The following is a 16,693-nucleotide window of genomic DNA, read 5'->3' as shown; positions in this document are numbered from 1 at the left end:
GCCTTGCCGGACCGCCGCCTGAACTCCGCCTCGGCTCGACCGAGGGCTTTGACACACGCCCTAGGCGACCGAGCGGATCTTGACCACCAGGGCGCTGCCCACGACGGTGACCACGGCGGTGACCGCGTAGAGCGTCGGGTAGCCGCCCAGGTGGACCACGAGCGGGGCGGAGAGCGCCGGACCGAGCACCTGCGGCGCCGAGTTGGCGATGTTGATCACGCCGAGGTCCTTGGCCCGATCGGTGGCGCGCGGTAGCACCTGCGTGATCAACGCGGCGTCCACCGAGAGGTAGACGCCGTAGCCCGCGCCGAGCAGCAGCGCGGCGACGATCGCCATGGGCCAGGTGGGCGCGACCGCGAGCAGCAGCGCCGCCACCGCCATGATCAGGCCGGAGACGATCACGTAGATCTTGCGCCGCCCGGAGCGGTCGGACAGCCGGCCGGCGACCACGGCGGTCAGCATCATGCCGAGCGTGTAGAGCAGGATCAGCACGAGCAGGCCGCCCTCGGGGTCGGGGTAGTGGACCCCGTCGGTGAGGAAGTACAGCAGGTAGAGGGTGCCCAGCGCGTTGCCGAGCTGGACCAGGAACCGGGTGATCCACGCCCAGGCGAAGTCCGGGTGCCGGCGCGGGCTGATCCACATCGAGGTGAACAGCGTCCGGACGCGCAGTGCCGGCCGGTGTGCGCGGGGCAGCGGGTCGTCGGGCGTGAGCAGCGCGAACGGCAGCGACAGCAGCAGGATGGCCACCGCGATGGCCAGGTAGCCGGCGGCGTTCCCGGTGACCACGGCGGTGACCAGTACCGCGCCGAGGACCAGCCCGAGCGCCTGCGGGATGCCCACCCAGCCCGAGACGCCACCGCGCTGCGTCACCGGCACCCGGTCCGGGATGGCGGCGGTGAGGCTGGCGAGCATCGCGTTGAAGCACACCTGCGCGGCGACCCAGCCGACGGCGACCCCGAGGATGGTCCGCTGCTGGGCCAACAGCACGAGCGCCGCCGCGCCGAGCACCGCGCCGCCGGCGGTCCAGACGTGCCGCCGACCGAACTCCCGGCCGCCGATCCGCAGGCAGGTCCGGTCGGACAGCGCGCCCGCCAGGGGATTCGCCAGCACCGCCGCCAACGCGCCCAGACCGGTGACCACGGCCAGCATGGTCTCCTTGTCGCCGGGCGCGATCCGCTCGATCTGCTGCGGCAGCAGCACCTGGATCGGCGTGAAGAACGCCATCCACACGCCGAGGTTGGCGGCGAAGACCAGGCCGATCCAGCCGCGCCGGACCGGCACGGTCGGCTCGGCGAGCGCGGCCGGCAGCGACGCCGGCGTCGGGTCGAGGGTGGTCACCGCGCCGACCCCGGCGCGCTGCCCGCGATCAGGTCCCGCAGCCAGGTGTACGACGACTTCGGCGTCCGCCTCTGCGTGGCGTAGTCGACGTGCACCAGGCCGAAGCGCTTGGTGAACCCCTCGGCCCACTCCCAGTTGTCGAGCAGCGACCAGACGAAGTACCCGCGGACGTCCACCCCGTCGTCGATGGCCGCCCGGACCGCCCGCAGGTGCCCGTCGAGGTACGCGATCCGCTCCGGGTCCGCCACCTGCCCGTGCGCGTCCGGCTCGTCGTCGTACGCGCAGCCGCCCTCGGTGATCTCGATGGGTGGCAGGGCGTCGCCGTACGTGTCGCGCAGCCAGCCGAGCAGCTCGTGCAGCCCGTCGGGGGCGACCGGCCAGTCGAAGGCGGTGCGCGGGTAGCCGTCGAGGGGTACCAGGTCGAACGGCAGGGGCGAGCCCTCCTCAGCTGCCCGTACACCGGTGGGGTTGTAGTAGTTGACCCCGAGCACGTCGATGGGCGCGGCGATGGTGTCCAGGTCGCCGGCGCGGACGACGGTGGGGTCGAGACCGGGCAGGTCGGGGTACCCGCGTCCGAGCAGCGGGTCGGTGAAGAGCCGGTTGTGCAACGTCTCGTACGCGGCCCCGGCGGCCCGGTCGGCGTCGCTGTCGCCGATGACCCGCACGGGCGAGTAGTTGTTGGCGATCGCGATCGGATTGGCGGTGTGCGCCCGCAGCGCCTGTACCGCGAGTCCGTGGCCGAGCAGTTGGTGGTGGGCGACGGGAAAGGCGTCGAAGAGCAGCATCTGACCGGGGGCGTGCACACCCATGCCGTAGCCGAGGCTCATGTGGATGAACGGCTCGTTGAGGGTGATCCACAGTTTGACCCGGTCACCGAGGCGGGCGGCGGTCCGCTCGGCGTACTCGCCGAAGCGGGCGGCGGTGTCGCGGTGCAGCCAACCGCCGGCGTCCTCGAGGGGTTGCGGCAGGTCCCAGTGGTACAGGGTGGCCACCGGGTCGATGCCGGCGGCCAGCAGGTCGTCGACCAGCCGGTCGTAGAAGTTCAGGCCGGCGGCGTTTGTCGCGCCGCTGCCGTCCGGCTGCACGCGGGGCCAGGCGATCGAGAACCGGTACGCCCCGACACCGAGCCCGGCCATCAGCGCCACGTCCTCGGCGTGCCGGTGGTAGTGGTCGCAGGCGACCGCGCCGCTGCTGCCGTCGCTGATCCGGCCGGGCTCGCGGGCGAAGGTGTCCCAGATGGACGTTCCTCGTCCGTCGGCCGTGGCGGCGCCCTCGATCTGGTGGGCCGAGGTGGAGACGCCCCAGCGGAAGCCGTCGGGGAACTGGGGCATCGGTGCGGTCGACATGCGCCCTCCCGGTGAACATGAAACGTGTTCGGGACTTTAGGACGCCGTCGATGAATGCGCCATAGGCCGGGCTGGCGTAATCCGCAATGGTTGATCGGCGTGTCTTTTTCCAAACCCGTCCAGGTAAGTCCGATTTGACGCATAGAGTGCCGATATCGTGGGATGTCCTCACTGGAGGCAAGACGGAAATGATCCTCGTGGAACGTAGTGCGCACGTGGCGGCGCCGATGGAAGTGGTCTGGGACGTGGTCCAGCGGGCCGAGCAGTTGCCGGCCTGGCTGGCGGGGGTTCGCGCGGCCGAAGTGCTCTCCGGAGAGGGCTTCGGGCGGCGACAACTCGTCCAGGCGGGGCGTTCGGCGCATGAGGCCGAGGTGATCGCCTATCAGGAGCCGACGCTGATCGGCTGGCGGGAGCGGGCCAAGGGGGCCGGTGCCCGTGCGGAGGCGCGCACCGAAATCTACGTCCAGCTCACCGAGGACGAGGAGGAGGGCGGAACGGTCGTGCGGCTCATCGTGGTGCGCTGGCCGGCCGGTCCCGTCAAGGCGGCCCTGCTGCGCCTCGGCCTGCGTCGGGTCGGCGCCGACCTGGAGGACTCGTTGGCCCGGCTCACCGACCTGGCCGCCGTCGGCTGACGAGCCGCGTCCTCCCAGCGCCACCCGCCCCGGCGGTGGCCCGGCGTCCCCACCAGGAACGCCGGCCACCGCCCACCCGCACCCCACCCACCCGTGCCGCCCGCACCCACCCGTGCGCCCGGGTCGATCATGGACTTCTGGTGCCCGGAACGGGGTGACTTCACCGCTTCGTCCCCCACCACAACTCCATGATCGACGCAGTTGGGGGGGTGGGGGTGACGCAGAGGGGCCCGGCGCGTCAGCGCCGGGCCCCTCTTACGGTCGTGCGGGTTTAGCTGTCGCCGCCGGTCTCGCCGACCGGGGCGGCGTTGACGTCGTCGATCGCGTACTTCTTGGCGGCCTCGGCCGGTACGGTGGCCTCGACCGCGCCGCTGCGGGCGAGCTGCCGCAGCGTGGCGACCACGATCGACTCGGCGTCGACGTGGAAGTGCCGGCGCAGCGCGTGCCGGGTGTCCGACATCCCGAAGCCGTCGGTGCCGAGCGACGTGTAGTCGCCGGGTACCCAACGGGCGATCAGGTCCGGGACGGCGCGCATCCAGTCGCTGACCGCGACCTTCGGCCCGTCCGCGTCGGCCAGCTTCTGCGCGATGTACGGCACCTTGGCCTCGGCGCCCGGGTTCAGGAGGTTGTACTCCTCGGTCTCCACCGCGTCGCGGCGCAGCTCGGTCCAGGAGGTCACCGACCAGACGTCGGCGGCCACCCCCCAGTCCTGGGCGAGCAGCTGCTGGGCCTTGAGCGCCCACTGCATGCCCGTCCCGGAGGCGAGGACGTTGGCCTTCGGGCCGTCGACCTGTGGCGCCGGCGAGTAGCGGTAGATGCCCTTGAGCAGCCCCTCGACGTCCACGCCCTCCGGCTCGGCCGGCTGCAGGATCGGCTCGTTGTACACCGTCAGGTAGTAGAAGACGTTCTCCTGCGCGTCCCCGTACATCCGGTGCAGGCCGTTCTCCATGATGTGCGCGATCTCGAAGGAGAACGCCGGGTCGTACGCGACCACCGCCGGGTTGGTGGCGGCGATCAGCATCGAGTGGCCGTCCTCGTGCTGGAGGCCCTCACCGTTGAGCGTGGTGCGTCCGGCGGTCGCGCCGAGCAGGAAGCCTCGCGCCATCTGGTCGGCCGCTGCCCAGAGCCCGTCGGCGGTCCGCTGGAACCCGAACATCGAGTAGAAGATGTACATCGGGATCATCGGCTCGTCGTGGGTGGCGTACGCCGAGCCCGCGGCGGTGAATGAGGCGACCGAACCCGCCTCGTTGATGCCCTCGTGCAGGATCTGCCCGGTGGTCGACTCCTTGTACGACAGGAACAGCTCCCGGTCGACGGAGGTGTACCGCTGACCGTGCGGGGAGTAGATCTTCGCGGTCGGGAAGATCGAGTCGAGACCGAAGGTGCGCGCCTCGTCCGGGATGATCGGCACCCAGCGCTTGCCGAACTCCTTGTCCTTCATGATGTCCTTGAGCAGGCGGACGAAGGCCATCGTGGTGGCCACCTTCTGCTTGCCCGAGCCGCGCTTGACGTCGGCGAAGCGCTCCGGACCGGGGATGGTCAGCCGCTTGGTGCTGGTCCGCCGCGACGGCAGGTAGCCGCCGAGCTGCTCCCGGCGCTCCTTCAGGTACGCCAGCTCCTCGGACTTCTCGCCCGGGTGGTAGTACGGCGGCAGGTAGGGGTTGTCCTCCAGCGCCTTGTCCGGAATGTCCAGGTAGAGCCGGTCGCGGAAGGTCTTCAGGTCATCCAGCGTCAGCTTCTTCATCTGGTGGGTCGCGTTGCGGCCCTCGAAGTGCGAGCCGAGCGTCCAACCCTTGATCGTCTTTGCCAGGATGACCGTCGGCTGACCGGTGTGCTCGGTGGCCGCCTTGTAGGCCGCGTAGAGCTTGCGGTAGTCGTGCCCGCCCCGCTTCAGGTTCCAGATCTCGTCGTCGCTCAGCGGCTCGACCATCTTGCGGGTACGCGGGTCACGGCCGAAGAAGTGCTCCCGCACGTACGCGCCGGACTCCGCCTTGTACGTCTGGTAGTCACCGTCGGTCGTGGTGTTCATGAGGTTGACCAGCGCGCCGTCGGTGTCGGCGGCGAGCAGCGGGTCCCACTCGCGGCCCCAGACCACCTTGATGACGTTCCAGCCGGCGCCCCGGAAGAACGCCTCCAGCTCCTGCATGACCTTGCCGTTGCCCCGGACCGGGCCGTCCAGCCGCTGCAGGTTGCAGTTGATCACGAAGGTGAGGTTGTCCAGCTCCTCGCGGGCGGCCACGCCGATCGCGCCCAGCGTCTCCGGCTCGTCCATCTCACCGTCGCCGAGGAACGCCCAGACGTGCTGCTGCGAGGTGTCCTTGATGCCGCGGTGCTGGAGGTACCGGTTGAACCGGGCCTGGTAGATCGCGTTCAGACCGCCGAGACCCATCGAGACGGTGGGGAACTCCCAGAAGTCCGGCATGAGCCGCGGGTGCGGGTACGACGGCAGACCGCCACCCGGATGCGACAGCTCCTGGCGGAACCCGTCGAGCTCGTGCTCGCTGAGCCGCCCCTCCAGGAACGCCCGCGCGTACATGCCCGGCGAGGCGTGGCCCTGGTAGAAGATCTGGTCGCCGCCGCCCGGGTGGTTCTTGCCCCGGAAGAAGTGGTTGAAGCCCACCTCGTAGAGCGACGCCGAGCTGGCGAAGGTGGAGATGTGCCCGCCGACGCCGATCTCCGGGCGCTGGGCCCGGTGCACGAGCATCGCCGCGTTCCACCGCACGTACGCCCGGATGCGCCGCTCGACGTGCTCGTCACCCGGGAACCACGGTTCGCGTTCCGGAGTAATGGTGTTGATGTAGTCGGTGGTGGTCAGGGGCGGAACCCCGACCTGGCGCTCACGGGCCCGCTCCAGCAGGCGCAGCATGACGTAGCGGGCGCGTTTGGCTCCCCGCTCGTCGATGACACCGTCAAGCGACTCGACCCATTCGCTGGTCTCTTCAGGGTCGATGTCCGGAAGCTGGCTCGGTAGGCCGTCGCTGATCACCGGGCGCTTGCGTTCCGTAGCCACAGGCGTTCCCTCGGTTGTGTGTGGGATAGGTCTCTAGCGCCATCCTGCCCCCTGGTGGCACCCGTCGTCACGTCTAGGTCCCCCGGACGCGATGCTGAACACAGGTACCCGCCGGTAACTTAGCGCTACGGCCGTCCGGTCGCCCACTTGTCCGGGCTCGCTACCGTGCCGAACATGAACGGTCGGCGGGTGGTGAGCGGCGGCACGATCCTCCTGGTTGGCGCGCTCGGAGCGCTTGTCTCCGCGCCGGTGCTCCTGGCGGGGAATCCCGCCGTCCTGCCGATCACGATTCTCGGCGTCGCGGCGATGGCGTTCGGCGCGGTCCAGTTGCGCGGCGGGCTGCGCGCGCCCGCGCCCCGGCGAGGGCCTCGTCGGGTTCCCGGCCCGCGCCACCGGCACGCCGACACCAGCGTCCCTCTGACGTACTACGGCGCGGGGGACTGGTCCGGCAGCGGCGACTCCGGCAGCGGCGACTCCGGTGGCGGCTTCTTCGGCGGCGACTCCGGCGGCGGTGGCTTCTCCGGCGGCGACTCCGGCGGCGGTGGCTTCTCCGGCGGCGACTCCGGCGGCGGTGGCTTCTCCGGCGGTGGTGGGGACTCCGGTGGCGGTGGCGGCGGTTCCTGACCGTCGGCTACGGCAGAATGCGACCTATGCGCAGTGACGTGATCACCGTCCAGACCGGGTCCCGGCCGGCCGTCCGGGACATCACCGCCGAAGCCCAGAGCTTCGTCTCCGGCGAGGGGGACGGTCTGCTGCACGTCTTCGTGCCGCACGCCACCGCCGGGTTGGCGATCATCGAGACCGGGTCGGGCTCCGACGACGACCTGCTCACCGCGATCGACGCGCTACTGCCCACCGACAACCGCTGGCGACACCGGCACGGCTCGGCCGGCCACGGCCGGGACCACGTCCTGCCGGCCTTCGTGCCGCCGTACGCCACGCTGCCGGTGCTCGACGGCCGGCTGGCCCTGGGCACGTGGCAGTCGATCTGCCTCGTCGACACCAATGGCGACAACCCGACCCGCCAGGTCCGCTTCTCGTTCCTGCCCGCCTGACGCCCCGCCCCGCCCCGCCCCGCCAAGATCGTGCTCGATCCTGGATCCAGTGGTGTCGCGCGGACGGGAGGCCACTACTTCCTGGTTCCAGCGCGATCATGGACGGCCCGCTGCGGCAGGGGCGGGTTCAACCGGCCAGAGGCCACGTCCCGGTCCAGGATCCCCGCAACTAACCCGAGACTGCTGTCTCCGGGCGCGCCGAGGCAGCACTTTCACCGAAGTTGCGCGGATCTTGACCGCCCCGGCGGCCGTCGCGGACGCGTCGACGCAAGCTCCCACCCGACACGGCCCGGGAGGATCTGATCGCTGAGCTGGGCGGTCGTCGTGGTGCGTACGATGTTGCGGTGGTGGGGGACGCGGTGTCGGTAGCGGACGAACCGGTGGGCCGCGATGGGCTGGCCGCCGACGTGATGCGTCGGATGGCGCACCTGACGGCGTCCCTGCGGCATCGGCAGGGCGTAGCCTTCGCCGAGTTGGGGCTGACCCCGGCGGCGGCCCGGGCGTTGCACGAGCTGGACCCGGACCGCCCCCTGCCGGCACGTGACCTCGCCGACCGGCTGAGCTGCGACCGGTCGAACGTGACCGCGTTGGTCGACAAGCTGGAACAGGCCGGCCTGGTCGAGCGTCGGACCGACCCGGCCGACCGCCGGCAGAAGACCCTCGTGGTGACCGGGGACGGTCGCGTCGTGCGGGGCCGGGTCGCCGAGGTGATGTCCGACTCCCGACTTCTCGCGCCGCTGGGCGACGAGGAGCTGTACACCCTCCGTGACCTGGTGTGGAAGGTGTCCGACGGCGGTTGTCCGGAGCCGTGCGACCCGCAGTGAGTCGACCCGTGCCGGCCGTGTCCCACTGGGCGACGGTGGCCCGCGTCGGTAATGCTGTCGGACGTGACCACCCCGCAAGATCTCGACGACCGGTTCCGGGAGACGCTGGCGGCGCTGCCCGCCGCGCCGCAACGGCGTGACCTCGCCGATCCGGTCACCGACGACGCCCCGCTGACCGGCGCCCAACTGCTCGACCTGTTCGACGCGCAGGTGGCCAGCCGGCAGCTCGACCTGGCCGGGCGCTGGCTGCGCAGCTTCGGGGAGGGCTTCTACACCATCGGCTCGTCCGGGCACGAGGGCAACGCGGCGGTCGCCGCCGCGCTGCGCCCGACCGATCCGGCGCTGCTGCACTACCGTTCCGGGGCGTTCTACTGCGTGCGGGCGGCCCAGGTCGCCGCCGCCGCTGCTCCGGCGTCCGACGGCGACATCCCGGCGCTCGACGCGGAGGTCCCGACGCCCGCCGCCGACGCGTCGGACGCGCCCGCCAGACCCGAGCCGGCCGGCTCCGAGCCGGCCGGGTCCGAGGCCCCCACCGGTGGGTTCGGGGTGTACGCCGAGGCGGCCCGGGACGTGTTGCGGGGCATGGTCGCGTCCAGCGAGGAGCCGATCGCCGGTGGCCGGCACAAGGTGTTCGGCCGGGCCGACCTGGCCGTCGTGCCGACCACCTCCACCATCGCCTCGCACCTGCCCCGCGCGGTCGGGATGGGACTGGCCGTGGAGCGGCTGCGCCGGCTGGACACCGCCGGGCGGCGTACCGGCACGGGGGTACGGGTCGGCAGCGGCGCCGGCGCGGCGCACGTCCCGTGGCCGCCGGACGCCATCGTGGTCTGCTCGTTCGGCGACGCGTCGGTCAACCACGCCAGCGCCACCGCCGCCTTCAACACCGCCGGCTGGTACGACCACGCCGGCCTGCGCATCCCGGTGCTCTTCGTCTGCGAGGACAACGGGCTGGGCATCAGCGTCCGCTCCCCGGAGGGCTGGGTGGAGGCGACGCTGCGCGCCAAGCCGGGCGTCCGCTACTTCAGCGCGGACGGCGCCGACCCGGTGCGGGCGTACACGGTGGCGCAGGAGGCGGCGGCCTGGGTACGCCGGTACCGGCGGCCCGCCGTGCTGCACCTGCGCACCGTCCGGCTGATGGGCCACGCCGGGGCGGACGCGGAGTCGGCGTACCGCACCCCGGCCGAGCTGGCCGAGGACCTGGACCGGGATCCGGTGGTCGCCACCGCGCGGCTGCTCGTCGATGCCGGCGTGGCGACCGCCGACGAGCTGCTGGCCCGGTACGACGAGACGGGCTGGCAGGTACGCCGGCTCGCCGAGGAGGTGCTGGGCGAGCCCAAGCTGGCCTCCGCGGCCGACGTGGTGTCGGCGCTGGCCCCCCGCCGCCCGGTGCGGGTGGCGCGGGCGGTGGCCGACGCGGCGGCCCGGGCCAGCGGACCGGGCGCGGCGGCCCGGGAGGAGGCGTTCGGCGGCAAACCGCCCGAGCTGGTCGGACCGATGACCCTGGCCCAGAGCATCAACGCGGCGCTCGCCGACGGGCTGCTCGACCACCCCCAGATGGCCGTCTTCGGCGAGGACGTGGCCGCCAAGGGCGGGGTGTACGGCGTGACGAAGGGCCTGCGCGACAGGTTCGGACCGGCCCGCGTCTTCGACACCCTGCTCGACGAGACGTCGGTGCTGGGCCTGGGTCTCGGCGCCGGGCTGGCCGGGATGCTGCCGGTGCCGGAGATCCAGTACCTGGCGTACCTGCACAACGCCGAGGACCAGCTGCGCGGCGAGGCCGCCACCATGCAGTTCTTCTCGCGGGGCGCCTTCCGCAACCCGATGGTGGTGCGGGTCGCCGGGTTGGCGTACCAGGAGGGGTTCGGGGGGCACTTCCACAACGACAACTCGGTGGCCGTACTCCGGGATGTTCCTGGTCTTGTGGTCGCGGTGCCGGCGCGGCCGGACGACGCCGCGCCCATGCTGCGGACCTGTCTGGCGAGCGCGGCGGTGGACGGCAGCGTGTGCGTGTTCCTGGAGCCGATCGCGCTCTACCACACCCGCGACCTGTACGCCGATGGCGACGGTGAGTGGTTGGCCGGCTATCCCGAGCCGGGCTCGTGGGTGGCCGGGCACGTGCCGATCGGCCGGGCCCGGGTCTACCGGGTCGGGTCGGCCGACGACCTGACGATCATCACGTTCGGTAACGGCGTGCGGATGTCGCTGCGGGCCGCGGCGGTGCTCGCCGAGGAGGGCGTCGGCACCCGCGTGGTGGACCTGCGGTGGCTGGCGCCCCTGCCGGTGGCCGACATCATCCGGGAGTCCTCGGCGACCGGGCGGGTGCTGGTGGTGGACGAGACACGCCGGTCAGGCGGCGTCGGCGAGGGAGTTATCGCCGCCCTGGTGGATGGTGGATATGTCGGCGCAGCGCGGCGGGTGGCCGCAGTTGACTCGTTTGTACCATTAGGTCCGGCTGCGCGTCATGTTCTGGTCTCACCGGAGGCCATTACCGACGGTGCCCGTACGCTGCTGGCACGGTAAATTCCGTTCCACCCGGTGCGCCACTTGCGCGCAGACGCACAACTGTGTGGACTTTGCCTGACGGCGTCGGTCCGACGCCGCGAGCAGGGACGAGATGAGGAGGCACGCGACAGTGAGCGCGACCGCTGGTCAGGCCGCCGACGGGGTACGCAGCCTGGCGGACCGGTTCGGCATCGAACCGGGGATGGTCGTCATGGAGATGGGGTACGACGACGACGTCGACCAGGATCTCCGCGACGCCCTGACCGACCGCTGTGGAGATCTGGTCGACGAGGACACCGACGAGGTGGTCGACGCGGTGCTCGTGTGGTACCGCGACGGCGACGGTGACCTCTTCGAGCTGCTCGTCGACGCCCTCGGCCCGCTGGCCGACAACGGAGTCGTGTGGCTGCTCACCCCGAAGGCGGGGCGCGAGGGGCACGTCGAGCCGAGCGAGGTCGCGGAGTCCGCGCCCACCGCCGGCCTTCAGCAGACCTCGACCGTCAACGCCGGCCGGGACTGGAGCGGCGCCCGCCTGGTGCTTCGCCGAGGGGCCAAGGCCAAGAAGTAACCCACGCTCGTCCCCTCGCGCCCCGACGGTTCGCCGTCGGGCGCGCTGGGCTGGCCTCGTCCCCCGAGTCGACCCGAGGAGTCCGCATGCCCATCGAGGTTGGCGCCGAGGCGCCGGACTTCGTGCTGAAGGACCAGAACAACCAGGAGGTCCGGCTCTCGGACTTCCGCGGCCGGCGCGCCGTGCTCCTGGTCTTCTACCCGCTGGCATTCACCGGCACCTGCCAGGGCGAGTTGGCCGAGGTGCGGGACAACCTCCACGAGTACGCGAACGACGACGTCCAGGTGCTGACGGTCAGCGTCGACTCGGCCTACAGTCACAAGATCTGGGCCGACCGGGAGGGCTACCAGTTCCCCATGCTGGCCGACTTCTGGCCGCACGGTGGCGTCGCCCAGGCGTACGGGGTCTTCAACGACGTCGCCGGGTTCGCCAACCGGGGCACGTTCGTCATCGACAGGGCCGGCGTGGTCCGCTTCGCCGAGATGAACGGCCCCGGCGAAGCCCGCGACCAGCAGGGCTGGCGCAAGGCCATCGCCGACGCGACGGCCTGATGCGGCCGGGCCGGCGGCGAGCAGGTAGGCTTGCCAGCCACCGGCCCGCCGCAGACGGGGCGTTCCGGGGCGCGTAGCTCAGCGGGAGAGCACTCGCCTTACAAGCGAGGGGTCGCAGGTTCGAAACCTGCCGCGCCCACCAATCACCACCAGCAGAAACCGCCCCGCGAAGATCATTTTCCGGGGCGGTGACAGGTTTCGGTCAAGCCTGCGGCCCGGCCACGCGGTTCGTAGTCTCGACCCACTGGCCGAAACAGGTGTAGCGCGTCGCCGAGGTTGAGTGGCCCACACGCCGTCCTGAACTGGTCTTCCTCGACCCAGGTCATGAGCCACTCGTGCTCGCTTCTACGGAGCTCTTGCCGCTCGTAGGCCATTCCCGACAGTGCCGTATCGCCCAGGTCGATGCGGACCGACCACCCGGGGTTGTCGAGCGTCTCGATCCGAATGCCGTATTCGTGTTCCCACTCGCCATCGCACTGAGTCGCGTACCAGGCTTGCAGCCAGGACCAGACCCCGGGCGCTAGCTCGTCGTGATCGTGCATTCCGTATTCCTGATCTCGCTGTGGTCGTTCACGTCAGGCAAGGGTAGGTCTCGCGGTCGATGTAGCTCAGCGCCGGATGACGAGTCGCTCTGGGCGCGAGCCGAGGATCATCCTGTGTCGGTGATTGCCCACCGGATCTGACGAGCGGCGAGGTAGAGGTGGGAGTGCTCTGCCATCTCATCGACTGTGCGCTCCTCGCCGGGGTTGTCCAAGTCGAGGTGGAGGAGTCCGGCTTCGTCCTGAACGAGCTGGGGTTCGTCGTCGAGCACCCAGGAGAAGGTCCCGAGGTCCACGACCTTCCAACGGGCAAGGCGCGAGAGCTCGATGTGGAGCTGTACCCATCGAGTCTCACCGACACGCCGGACATCCAGAAGCGCGACCGCAGACTGCTGAGCGCCTTCCCCGTAGTTTGACCTGAAGGTCAACTCTCTGAGGCAACCATCGCCAAACTGCACCCCGTCCAGAAGATCGTCAGCCGTTGCCGGGAGGAGTTGCCGCCAATGCACCGGAACCATTCGGCGAAGATTACCTCCGGCCCATCCGCCCTGGGGGATACCCGCCAGGCAGCCGCGGGTGAGGTGCGGCCGTGCCCGTTGCGTGCCCGACGGGTGGTTCCTTCGCACCGAAGCGGTCGTGGTCAGGAACAATGCTTCGGTGGGTTGGGAAGATTTCCTCTGGCATATGGACCACCGGCTAGGAATGTACGTCGGACGGCCAAGGTTCGAGCGAGCGTTCTCGGCGGTGACAGGGTTCGACCTCGCGCGTGGCCGGGGCGAGCTGGCAGCGTTCCAAGGGTGGATGTCCGCCCGCCACCGTGGCAGCAGCCTTGCCTTCTGGGCGCTGGTGCTGGCGGAAACCTTCGGTGCGGGGGCGACCGAGGACAGCATTGCCAGCGATGACGACCACATGCTGGCCATCTCGAACCTCTGCCGACTTCTCCGCGAGTTCCTTGGGCGGCAAGGGGCGATCGCCGACCAACGCTAAGGGGCGATGGCGCCCAGAAGTTACCCGGCGCGGGCTGGCTGCCCGGAGTCGCCACCGCCGCCATTGCGGCCGGACGACGACGGAGATGGCGATGCTCAGCGCGACGTTGCCGGACGGGCTCACCGGCGAAAATCCGCCACCCCTGATCGTCGCTTCACGGGGCAGCACTCGCTCAGTAGGTGAACTAGTGTCGGACCGCCACAAGGGCCAGCCTTGGGCGGGACATCACGGGGGATGCCTTGTCACACAAGAGATATCGCGTCAGTACTGTTCTCAAACTGCTCGGTCCGGCGCTCGCGGTCAGTGTCCTGGCCGGTGTGCCAGCACAGGCGGTCGTGGGGTCCGTGCCTGATGCCGGGGCCAACCTCGGTTTCGTGGCGAAGGTCGACACCGGGGAGCGTGCGTGTACCGGTGCACTGATCAATGCGTGGTGGGTCGTCACTGCTGCGTCATGCTTCGCGGTGGACGGCCAAGCCCCGGCACCTGGTGCCCCGGCCAGGCCCACCACCGTCACCATCGGCCGCACCGACCTGACCACGACGGGCGGGCATGTCCTCGGGGTCACCACCCTCGTGCCACGTCCGGACCGGGACCTCGTCCTCGCCAGGCTCGCCAGGGCGGTCAGGGACATCGTCCCGGTTCCTGTTTCCACCTCTCCGGCCGCTCCTGACCAGGCACTGACCGCAGCAGGGTTCGGGCGTACGGCCACCGAGTGGGTGCCTGACTCCCTGCACACCGCGCAGTTCACCGTCGAGAGTGCCGGCACCACCACCTTCGCGATCACGGGGCTCACCCCGAGTGCGGCCCTCTGCAAGGGTGACGCGGGAGGGCCGGCGTTGCGCGAGGCGGGCGGGCGTCTCGAACTCGTCGGTCTCCATCACACGTCCTGGCAGGGAGGCTGCTACGCCGAGACCGAAACCCGGCGAGGCGCGGTCGAGACCCGGGTCGACGATCTGCTCGGATGGATCACCCAGAACGCCCCCGTGCCCAGCTCCGGTGATTTCAACGGTGACGGTAGGGCGGACGTCGCTGGTATCGACGGCAGTGGTGACCTGCGGTTGTACACGGGTGATGGTGGCGGGTTGTTGTCCGGCGGTGCGTTGATGTGGACCGTCCCTCGAGGTGGTTGGGCGAGCTTCAAGGCCATCACGGGTGGTGATTTCAACGGTGACGGTAGGGCCGACGTCGCTGGTATCGACGGCAATGGCGACCTGCGGTTGTACACGGGTGATGGTGGCGGGTTGTTGTCCGGCGGTGCGTTGATGTGGACCGTTCAGCCGGGTGGTTGGGCGAACTTCAAGGCCATCACGGGTGGTGATTTCAACGGTGACGGTAGGGCCGACGTCGCTGGTATCGATCGCAATGGCGACCTGCGGTTGTACACGGGTGATGGTGGCGGGTTGTTGTCCGGCGGTGCGTTGATGTGGACCGTTCAGCCGGGTGGTTGGGCGAACTTCAAAGCCATCACGGGTGGTGATTTCAACGGTGACGGTAGGGCCGACGTCGCTGGTATCGATCGCAATGGCGACCTGCGGTTGTACACGGGTGATGGTGGCGGGTTGTTGTCCGGCGGTGCGTTGATGTGGACCGTTCAGCCGGGTGGTTGGGCGAACTTCAAGGCCATCACGGGTGGTGATTTCAACGGTGACGGTAAGGCGGACATCGCTGGTATCGACGGCAATGGTGATTTGCGGTTGTACACGGGTGATGGTGGCGGGTTGTTGTCCGGCGGTGCGTTGATGTGGACCGTTCCTCGAGGTGGCTGGGCCCGCTTCAAGGCCATTGTCTGACGACGGACGAGGGAGGCACCGTCCCGTTCACCGGGCCGGTGCCATCCCGTCCCTGGGTAGTACAGCTAACTCGCGCGTTGGTGAGCTGTAGCCCGCCATCGACACCCATGATGGGCGCTCCAGCACACCGTCGCCGTCGCGCCCCCGTAGGTGCGATGATTCCCGCCGTTAGGGGCTGCGACGGCGGGAATGGGAGCGTCAGCATCGAGCCCGCTGACCATGGGCTGGACGTCGCCCGGCTCCAGGCTGTGATGCTGCACGAGGTGCTGCCGGATGAAGGCGGGTGCCGACATGAAGTCGTCTGTCTCTCGGGACGGCTGATCGTGACAAGCCAGGACCTGGTCGCAACCTGGCTGCCCGTCGTAGGAGAGGAACCATGCCGACCCGGCACAGCCGCCATGGCCTGACGTTGAGTCCGGACTACCGAATGGTCGTCCTACGCGACGTCTACTGCGACGCCGCCGTGGGTTCGACGGCCGCAATCAGGGAGGCCAATGAGAATGTGGCAGCGAGCACCGGATACGAGATCTACGTCGTCGTGACCCAAGACCTCGTCAAGGTGCGAGCCGACGTGGAGATCTGGGACAAGACCCCCGATGATGATCTGAGCGCCTCCGGGTGGACGGGTCCCCTGACGTTCGACCTGGACTGTCCTACCGGCAATCTGCAGGTTGGCGATATTTTTGGCACGGTCATTTTTGGCATTGACCCGCCAAGTGGGCCTGGCCGGTATACGGTCGCGCTTTTCCATCGGGGGCGTGAGCAGGCAGTCGAGGCATTCCACGAGATTCTGACGGTTATGGGCACTGACGGCGACGACGACCGTATCGCCGACCTGCGACGACAGCACTCCGGCATTGAGCAGTACCTGATGCGGATCTGGTGGCGGACCGACCTGCCGCCAGACGAAGACGATGAAGACCTGTGACGCCTACGGGCAGGGACAGCAGCCGTCGATGGTGTGAGCAGCAGTTCGGCGGGTCGTCGATCCCGCACGAGCGAGGCGTGATCCGCGCCCAGGCTGGCATGCGGGGTCCGCACCCTGCCGCGAATTGTCAGGCCGCACCATCAAGAAGATGATCAGTAGGGCTGTAGTTGATCTTCCAGTCGGCGTAGACGCCCATCGTGCCGTCCTGAACACAATGCAGTCCAACACTGATCCAGCGGACCTCACCGTCCGCGTACAGGGCGAAGCCGACGGCGACGTGGAAGACTTCGCCACCGCATGGGCACGCGCAGTCGCCTGGGTCAGCGTCCATCCAGTAGTCGGCGCTGTCCGCGACGAAGGCACGTGCACCGCAGCCCGCACAGCTCACCTCGGCGCAGCCCTCCTCGTCGTCGACAAGGACGGCGAAGGTCCTGCCCGCGCACCGGAGGCAGACCATCTCCTTCACCAGCGCTACCGGGTAACCACCGGGCTTGAACTCGCGGAGGTAGTCGGCAAGGTCCGTGGAGTCCTCGCCCTTCCAGAACTCGCCGCTTCTGTCGATCGCCATCGGCGCAGCCTGCCGCCTGCGCTCAACGGTGTCGAGAGCAGGCGGCGGTACGTGT

Annotated in this window: 16 protein-coding genes and 1 tRNA gene; 11 read left to right on the top strand and 6 right to left on the bottom strand. The window is 69.8% G+C overall.

Annotated features, from left to right (window positions below):
* Positions 1-60 precede the first annotated feature (60 nt).
* Together ACTFTM_RS24465 and ACTFTM_RS24460 are read right to left on the bottom strand one after the other, a co-directional pair.
* A complete protein-coding gene (locus ACTFTM_RS24465) occupies positions 61-1,338 on the bottom strand; it encodes an MFS transporter (RefSeq protein WP_449562792.1) in 1,278 nt (425 codons plus the stop codon).
* Positions 1,335-2,684: a GH1 family beta-glucosidase gene (locus tag ACTFTM_RS24460; protein ID WP_449562791.1), complete on the bottom strand. Its 1,350-nt coding sequence runs from the start codon at positions 2,682-2,684 to the stop codon at positions 1,335-1,337. Before ACTFTM_RS24460 ends, ACTFTM_RS24465 begins: the two co-directional genes overlap by 4 nt.
* Before the next feature lie 188 nt (positions 2,685-2,872).
* Between ACTFTM_RS24460 and ACTFTM_RS24455 the strand changes: the two genes are divergently transcribed.
* Entirely contained in the window at positions 2,873-3,316 is a 444-nt protein-coding gene (locus tag ACTFTM_RS24455; RefSeq protein WP_355051413.1) for an SRPBCC family protein, read from the top strand.
* 271 nt (positions 3,317-3,587) lie between these two features.
* On the opposite strand, the gene aceE is transcribed toward ACTFTM_RS24455, so the two are convergent.
* A complete protein-coding gene (gene aceE / locus ACTFTM_RS24450; protein WP_449562790.1) occupies positions 3,588-6,326 on the bottom strand; it encodes a pyruvate dehydrogenase (acetyl-transferring), homodimeric type in 2,739 nt (912 codons plus the stop codon).
* Positions 6,327-6,500: 174 nt separating this feature from the next.
* Here aceE and ACTFTM_RS24445 point away from each other — a divergent pair, with 174 nt between their 5' ends.
* From ACTFTM_RS24445 to ACTFTM_RS24415, 7 genes are all read left to right on the top strand, one after another.
* A complete protein-coding gene (locus ACTFTM_RS24445; protein ID WP_449562789.1) occupies positions 6,501-6,950 on the top strand; it encodes a hypothetical protein in 450 nt (149 codons plus the stop codon).
* Between the two features lie 26 nt (positions 6,951-6,976).
* The gene (locus tag ACTFTM_RS24440) at positions 6,977-7,381 is read left to right on the top strand and encodes a secondary thiamine-phosphate synthase enzyme YjbQ (RefSeq protein ID WP_355051416.1); all 405 of its coding nucleotides are present in this window, start codon (positions 6,977-6,979) and stop codon (positions 7,379-7,381) included.
* Positions 7,382-7,791: 410 nt separating this feature from the next.
* Positions 7,792-8,205, top strand: coding sequence for a MarR family winged helix-turn-helix transcriptional regulator (locus ACTFTM_RS24435; RefSeq protein WP_449566718.1), 414 nt, complete (start codon positions 7,792-7,794; stop codon positions 8,203-8,205).
* A 51-nt stretch (positions 8,206-8,256) separates the two neighbouring features.
* Positions 8,257-10,725, top strand: coding sequence for a thiamine pyrophosphate-dependent enzyme (locus ACTFTM_RS24430; RefSeq protein ID WP_449562788.1), 2,469 nt, complete (start codon positions 8,257-8,259; stop codon positions 10,723-10,725).
* Positions 10,726-10,837: 112 nt separating this feature from the next.
* Positions 10,838-11,275, top strand: coding sequence for a DUF3052 domain-containing protein (locus ACTFTM_RS24425; protein ID WP_030330240.1), 438 nt, complete (start codon positions 10,838-10,840; stop codon positions 11,273-11,275).
* 86 nt (positions 11,276-11,361) lie between these two features.
* Positions 11,362-11,826 (top strand): peroxiredoxin, encoded by a 465-nt coding sequence (locus ACTFTM_RS24420; RefSeq protein ID WP_449562787.1) that lies wholly within the window; start codon positions 11,362-11,364, stop codon positions 11,824-11,826.
* A gap of 67 nt (positions 11,827-11,893) precedes the next feature.
* Positions 11,894-11,968: transfer RNA gene (locus ACTFTM_RS24415), tRNA-Val, on the top strand.
* A gap of 31 nt (positions 11,969-11,999) precedes the next feature.
* Here ACTFTM_RS24415 and ACTFTM_RS24410 read toward each other — a convergent pair.
* On the bottom strand, positions 12,000-12,368 hold the full coding sequence (locus ACTFTM_RS24410; protein ID WP_449562786.1) for an immunity 53 family protein: 369 nt from the start codon (positions 12,366-12,368) through the stop codon (positions 12,000-12,002).
* Positions 12,369-12,475: 107 nt separating this feature from the next.
* The gene (locus ACTFTM_RS24405) at positions 12,476-12,883 is read right to left on the bottom strand and encodes a hypothetical protein (protein ID WP_449562785.1); all 408 of its coding nucleotides are present in this window, start codon (positions 12,881-12,883) and stop codon (positions 12,476-12,478) included.
* Between the two features lie 226 nt (positions 12,884-13,109).
* Here ACTFTM_RS24405 and ACTFTM_RS24400 point away from each other — a divergent pair, with 226 nt between their 5' ends.
* The 3 genes from ACTFTM_RS24400 (at position 13,110) to ACTFTM_RS24390 (ending at position 16,070) form a co-directional block, all read left to right on the top strand.
* Positions 13,110-13,352 (top strand): hypothetical protein, encoded by a 243-nt coding sequence (locus ACTFTM_RS24400; protein WP_449562784.1) that lies wholly within the window; start codon positions 13,110-13,112, stop codon positions 13,350-13,352.
* Between the two features lie 317 nt (positions 13,353-13,669).
* On the top strand, positions 13,670-15,142 hold the full coding sequence (locus ACTFTM_RS24395) for an FG-GAP-like repeat-containing protein (protein WP_449562783.1): 1,473 nt from the start codon (positions 13,670-13,672) through the stop codon (positions 15,140-15,142).
* Positions 15,143-15,518: 376 nt separating this feature from the next.
* The gene (locus tag ACTFTM_RS24390; protein ID WP_449562782.1) at positions 15,519-16,070 is read left to right on the top strand and encodes a hypothetical protein; all 552 of its coding nucleotides are present in this window, start codon (positions 15,519-15,521) and stop codon (positions 16,068-16,070) included.
* Between the two features lie 127 nt (positions 16,071-16,197).
* On the opposite strand, the gene ACTFTM_RS24385 is transcribed toward ACTFTM_RS24390, so the two are convergent.
* The gene (locus tag ACTFTM_RS24385; protein ID WP_449562781.1) at positions 16,198-16,638 is read right to left on the bottom strand and encodes a hypothetical protein; all 441 of its coding nucleotides are present in this window, start codon (positions 16,636-16,638) and stop codon (positions 16,198-16,200) included.
* Positions 16,639-16,693 lie beyond the last annotated feature (55 nt).

It is taken from the genome of Micromonospora sp. RB23 (assembly GCF_053585025.1).
This window is presented reverse-complemented; position numbering and strand designations above follow the sequence as displayed.

Coding starts and splice junctions, on each gene's coding strand:
- ACTFTM_RS24460 (WP_449562791.1), bottom strand. CDS start 2,684: ATGTCGACCGCACCGATGCCCCAGTTCCCCGACGGCTTCCGCTGGGGC.
- ACTFTM_RS24455 (WP_355051413.1), top strand. CDS start 2,873: ATGATCCTCGTGGAACGTAGTGCGCACGTGGCGGCGCCGATGGAAGTG.
- ACTFTM_RS24445 (WP_449562789.1), top strand. CDS start 6,501: ATGAACGGTCGGCGGGTGGTGAGCGGCGGCACGATCCTCCTGGTTGGC.
- ACTFTM_RS24440 (WP_355051416.1), top strand. CDS start 6,977: ATGCGCAGTGACGTGATCACCGTCCAGACCGGGTCCCGGCCGGCCGTC.
- ACTFTM_RS24435 (WP_449566718.1), top strand. CDS start 7,792: ATGCGTCGGATGGCGCACCTGACGGCGTCCCTGCGGCATCGGCAGGGC.
- ACTFTM_RS24430 (WP_449562788.1), top strand. CDS start 8,257: ATGCTGTCGGACGTGACCACCCCGCAAGATCTCGACGACCGGTTCCGG.
- ACTFTM_RS24420 (WP_449562787.1), top strand. CDS start 11,362: ATGCCCATCGAGGTTGGCGCCGAGGCGCCGGACTTCGTGCTGAAGGAC.
- ACTFTM_RS24410 (WP_449562786.1), bottom strand. CDS start 12,368: ATGCACGATCACGACGAGCTAGCGCCCGGGGTCTGGTCCTGGCTGCAA.
- ACTFTM_RS24405 (WP_449562785.1), bottom strand. CDS start 12,883: ATGGTTCCGGTGCATTGGCGGCAACTCCTCCCGGCAACGGCTGACGAT.
- ACTFTM_RS24390 (WP_449562782.1), top strand. CDS start 15,519: ATGCCGACCCGGCACAGCCGCCATGGCCTGACGTTGAGTCCGGACTAC.
- ACTFTM_RS24385 (WP_449562781.1), bottom strand. CDS start 16,638: ATGGCGATCGACAGAAGCGGCGAGTTCTGGAAGGGCGAGGACTCCACG.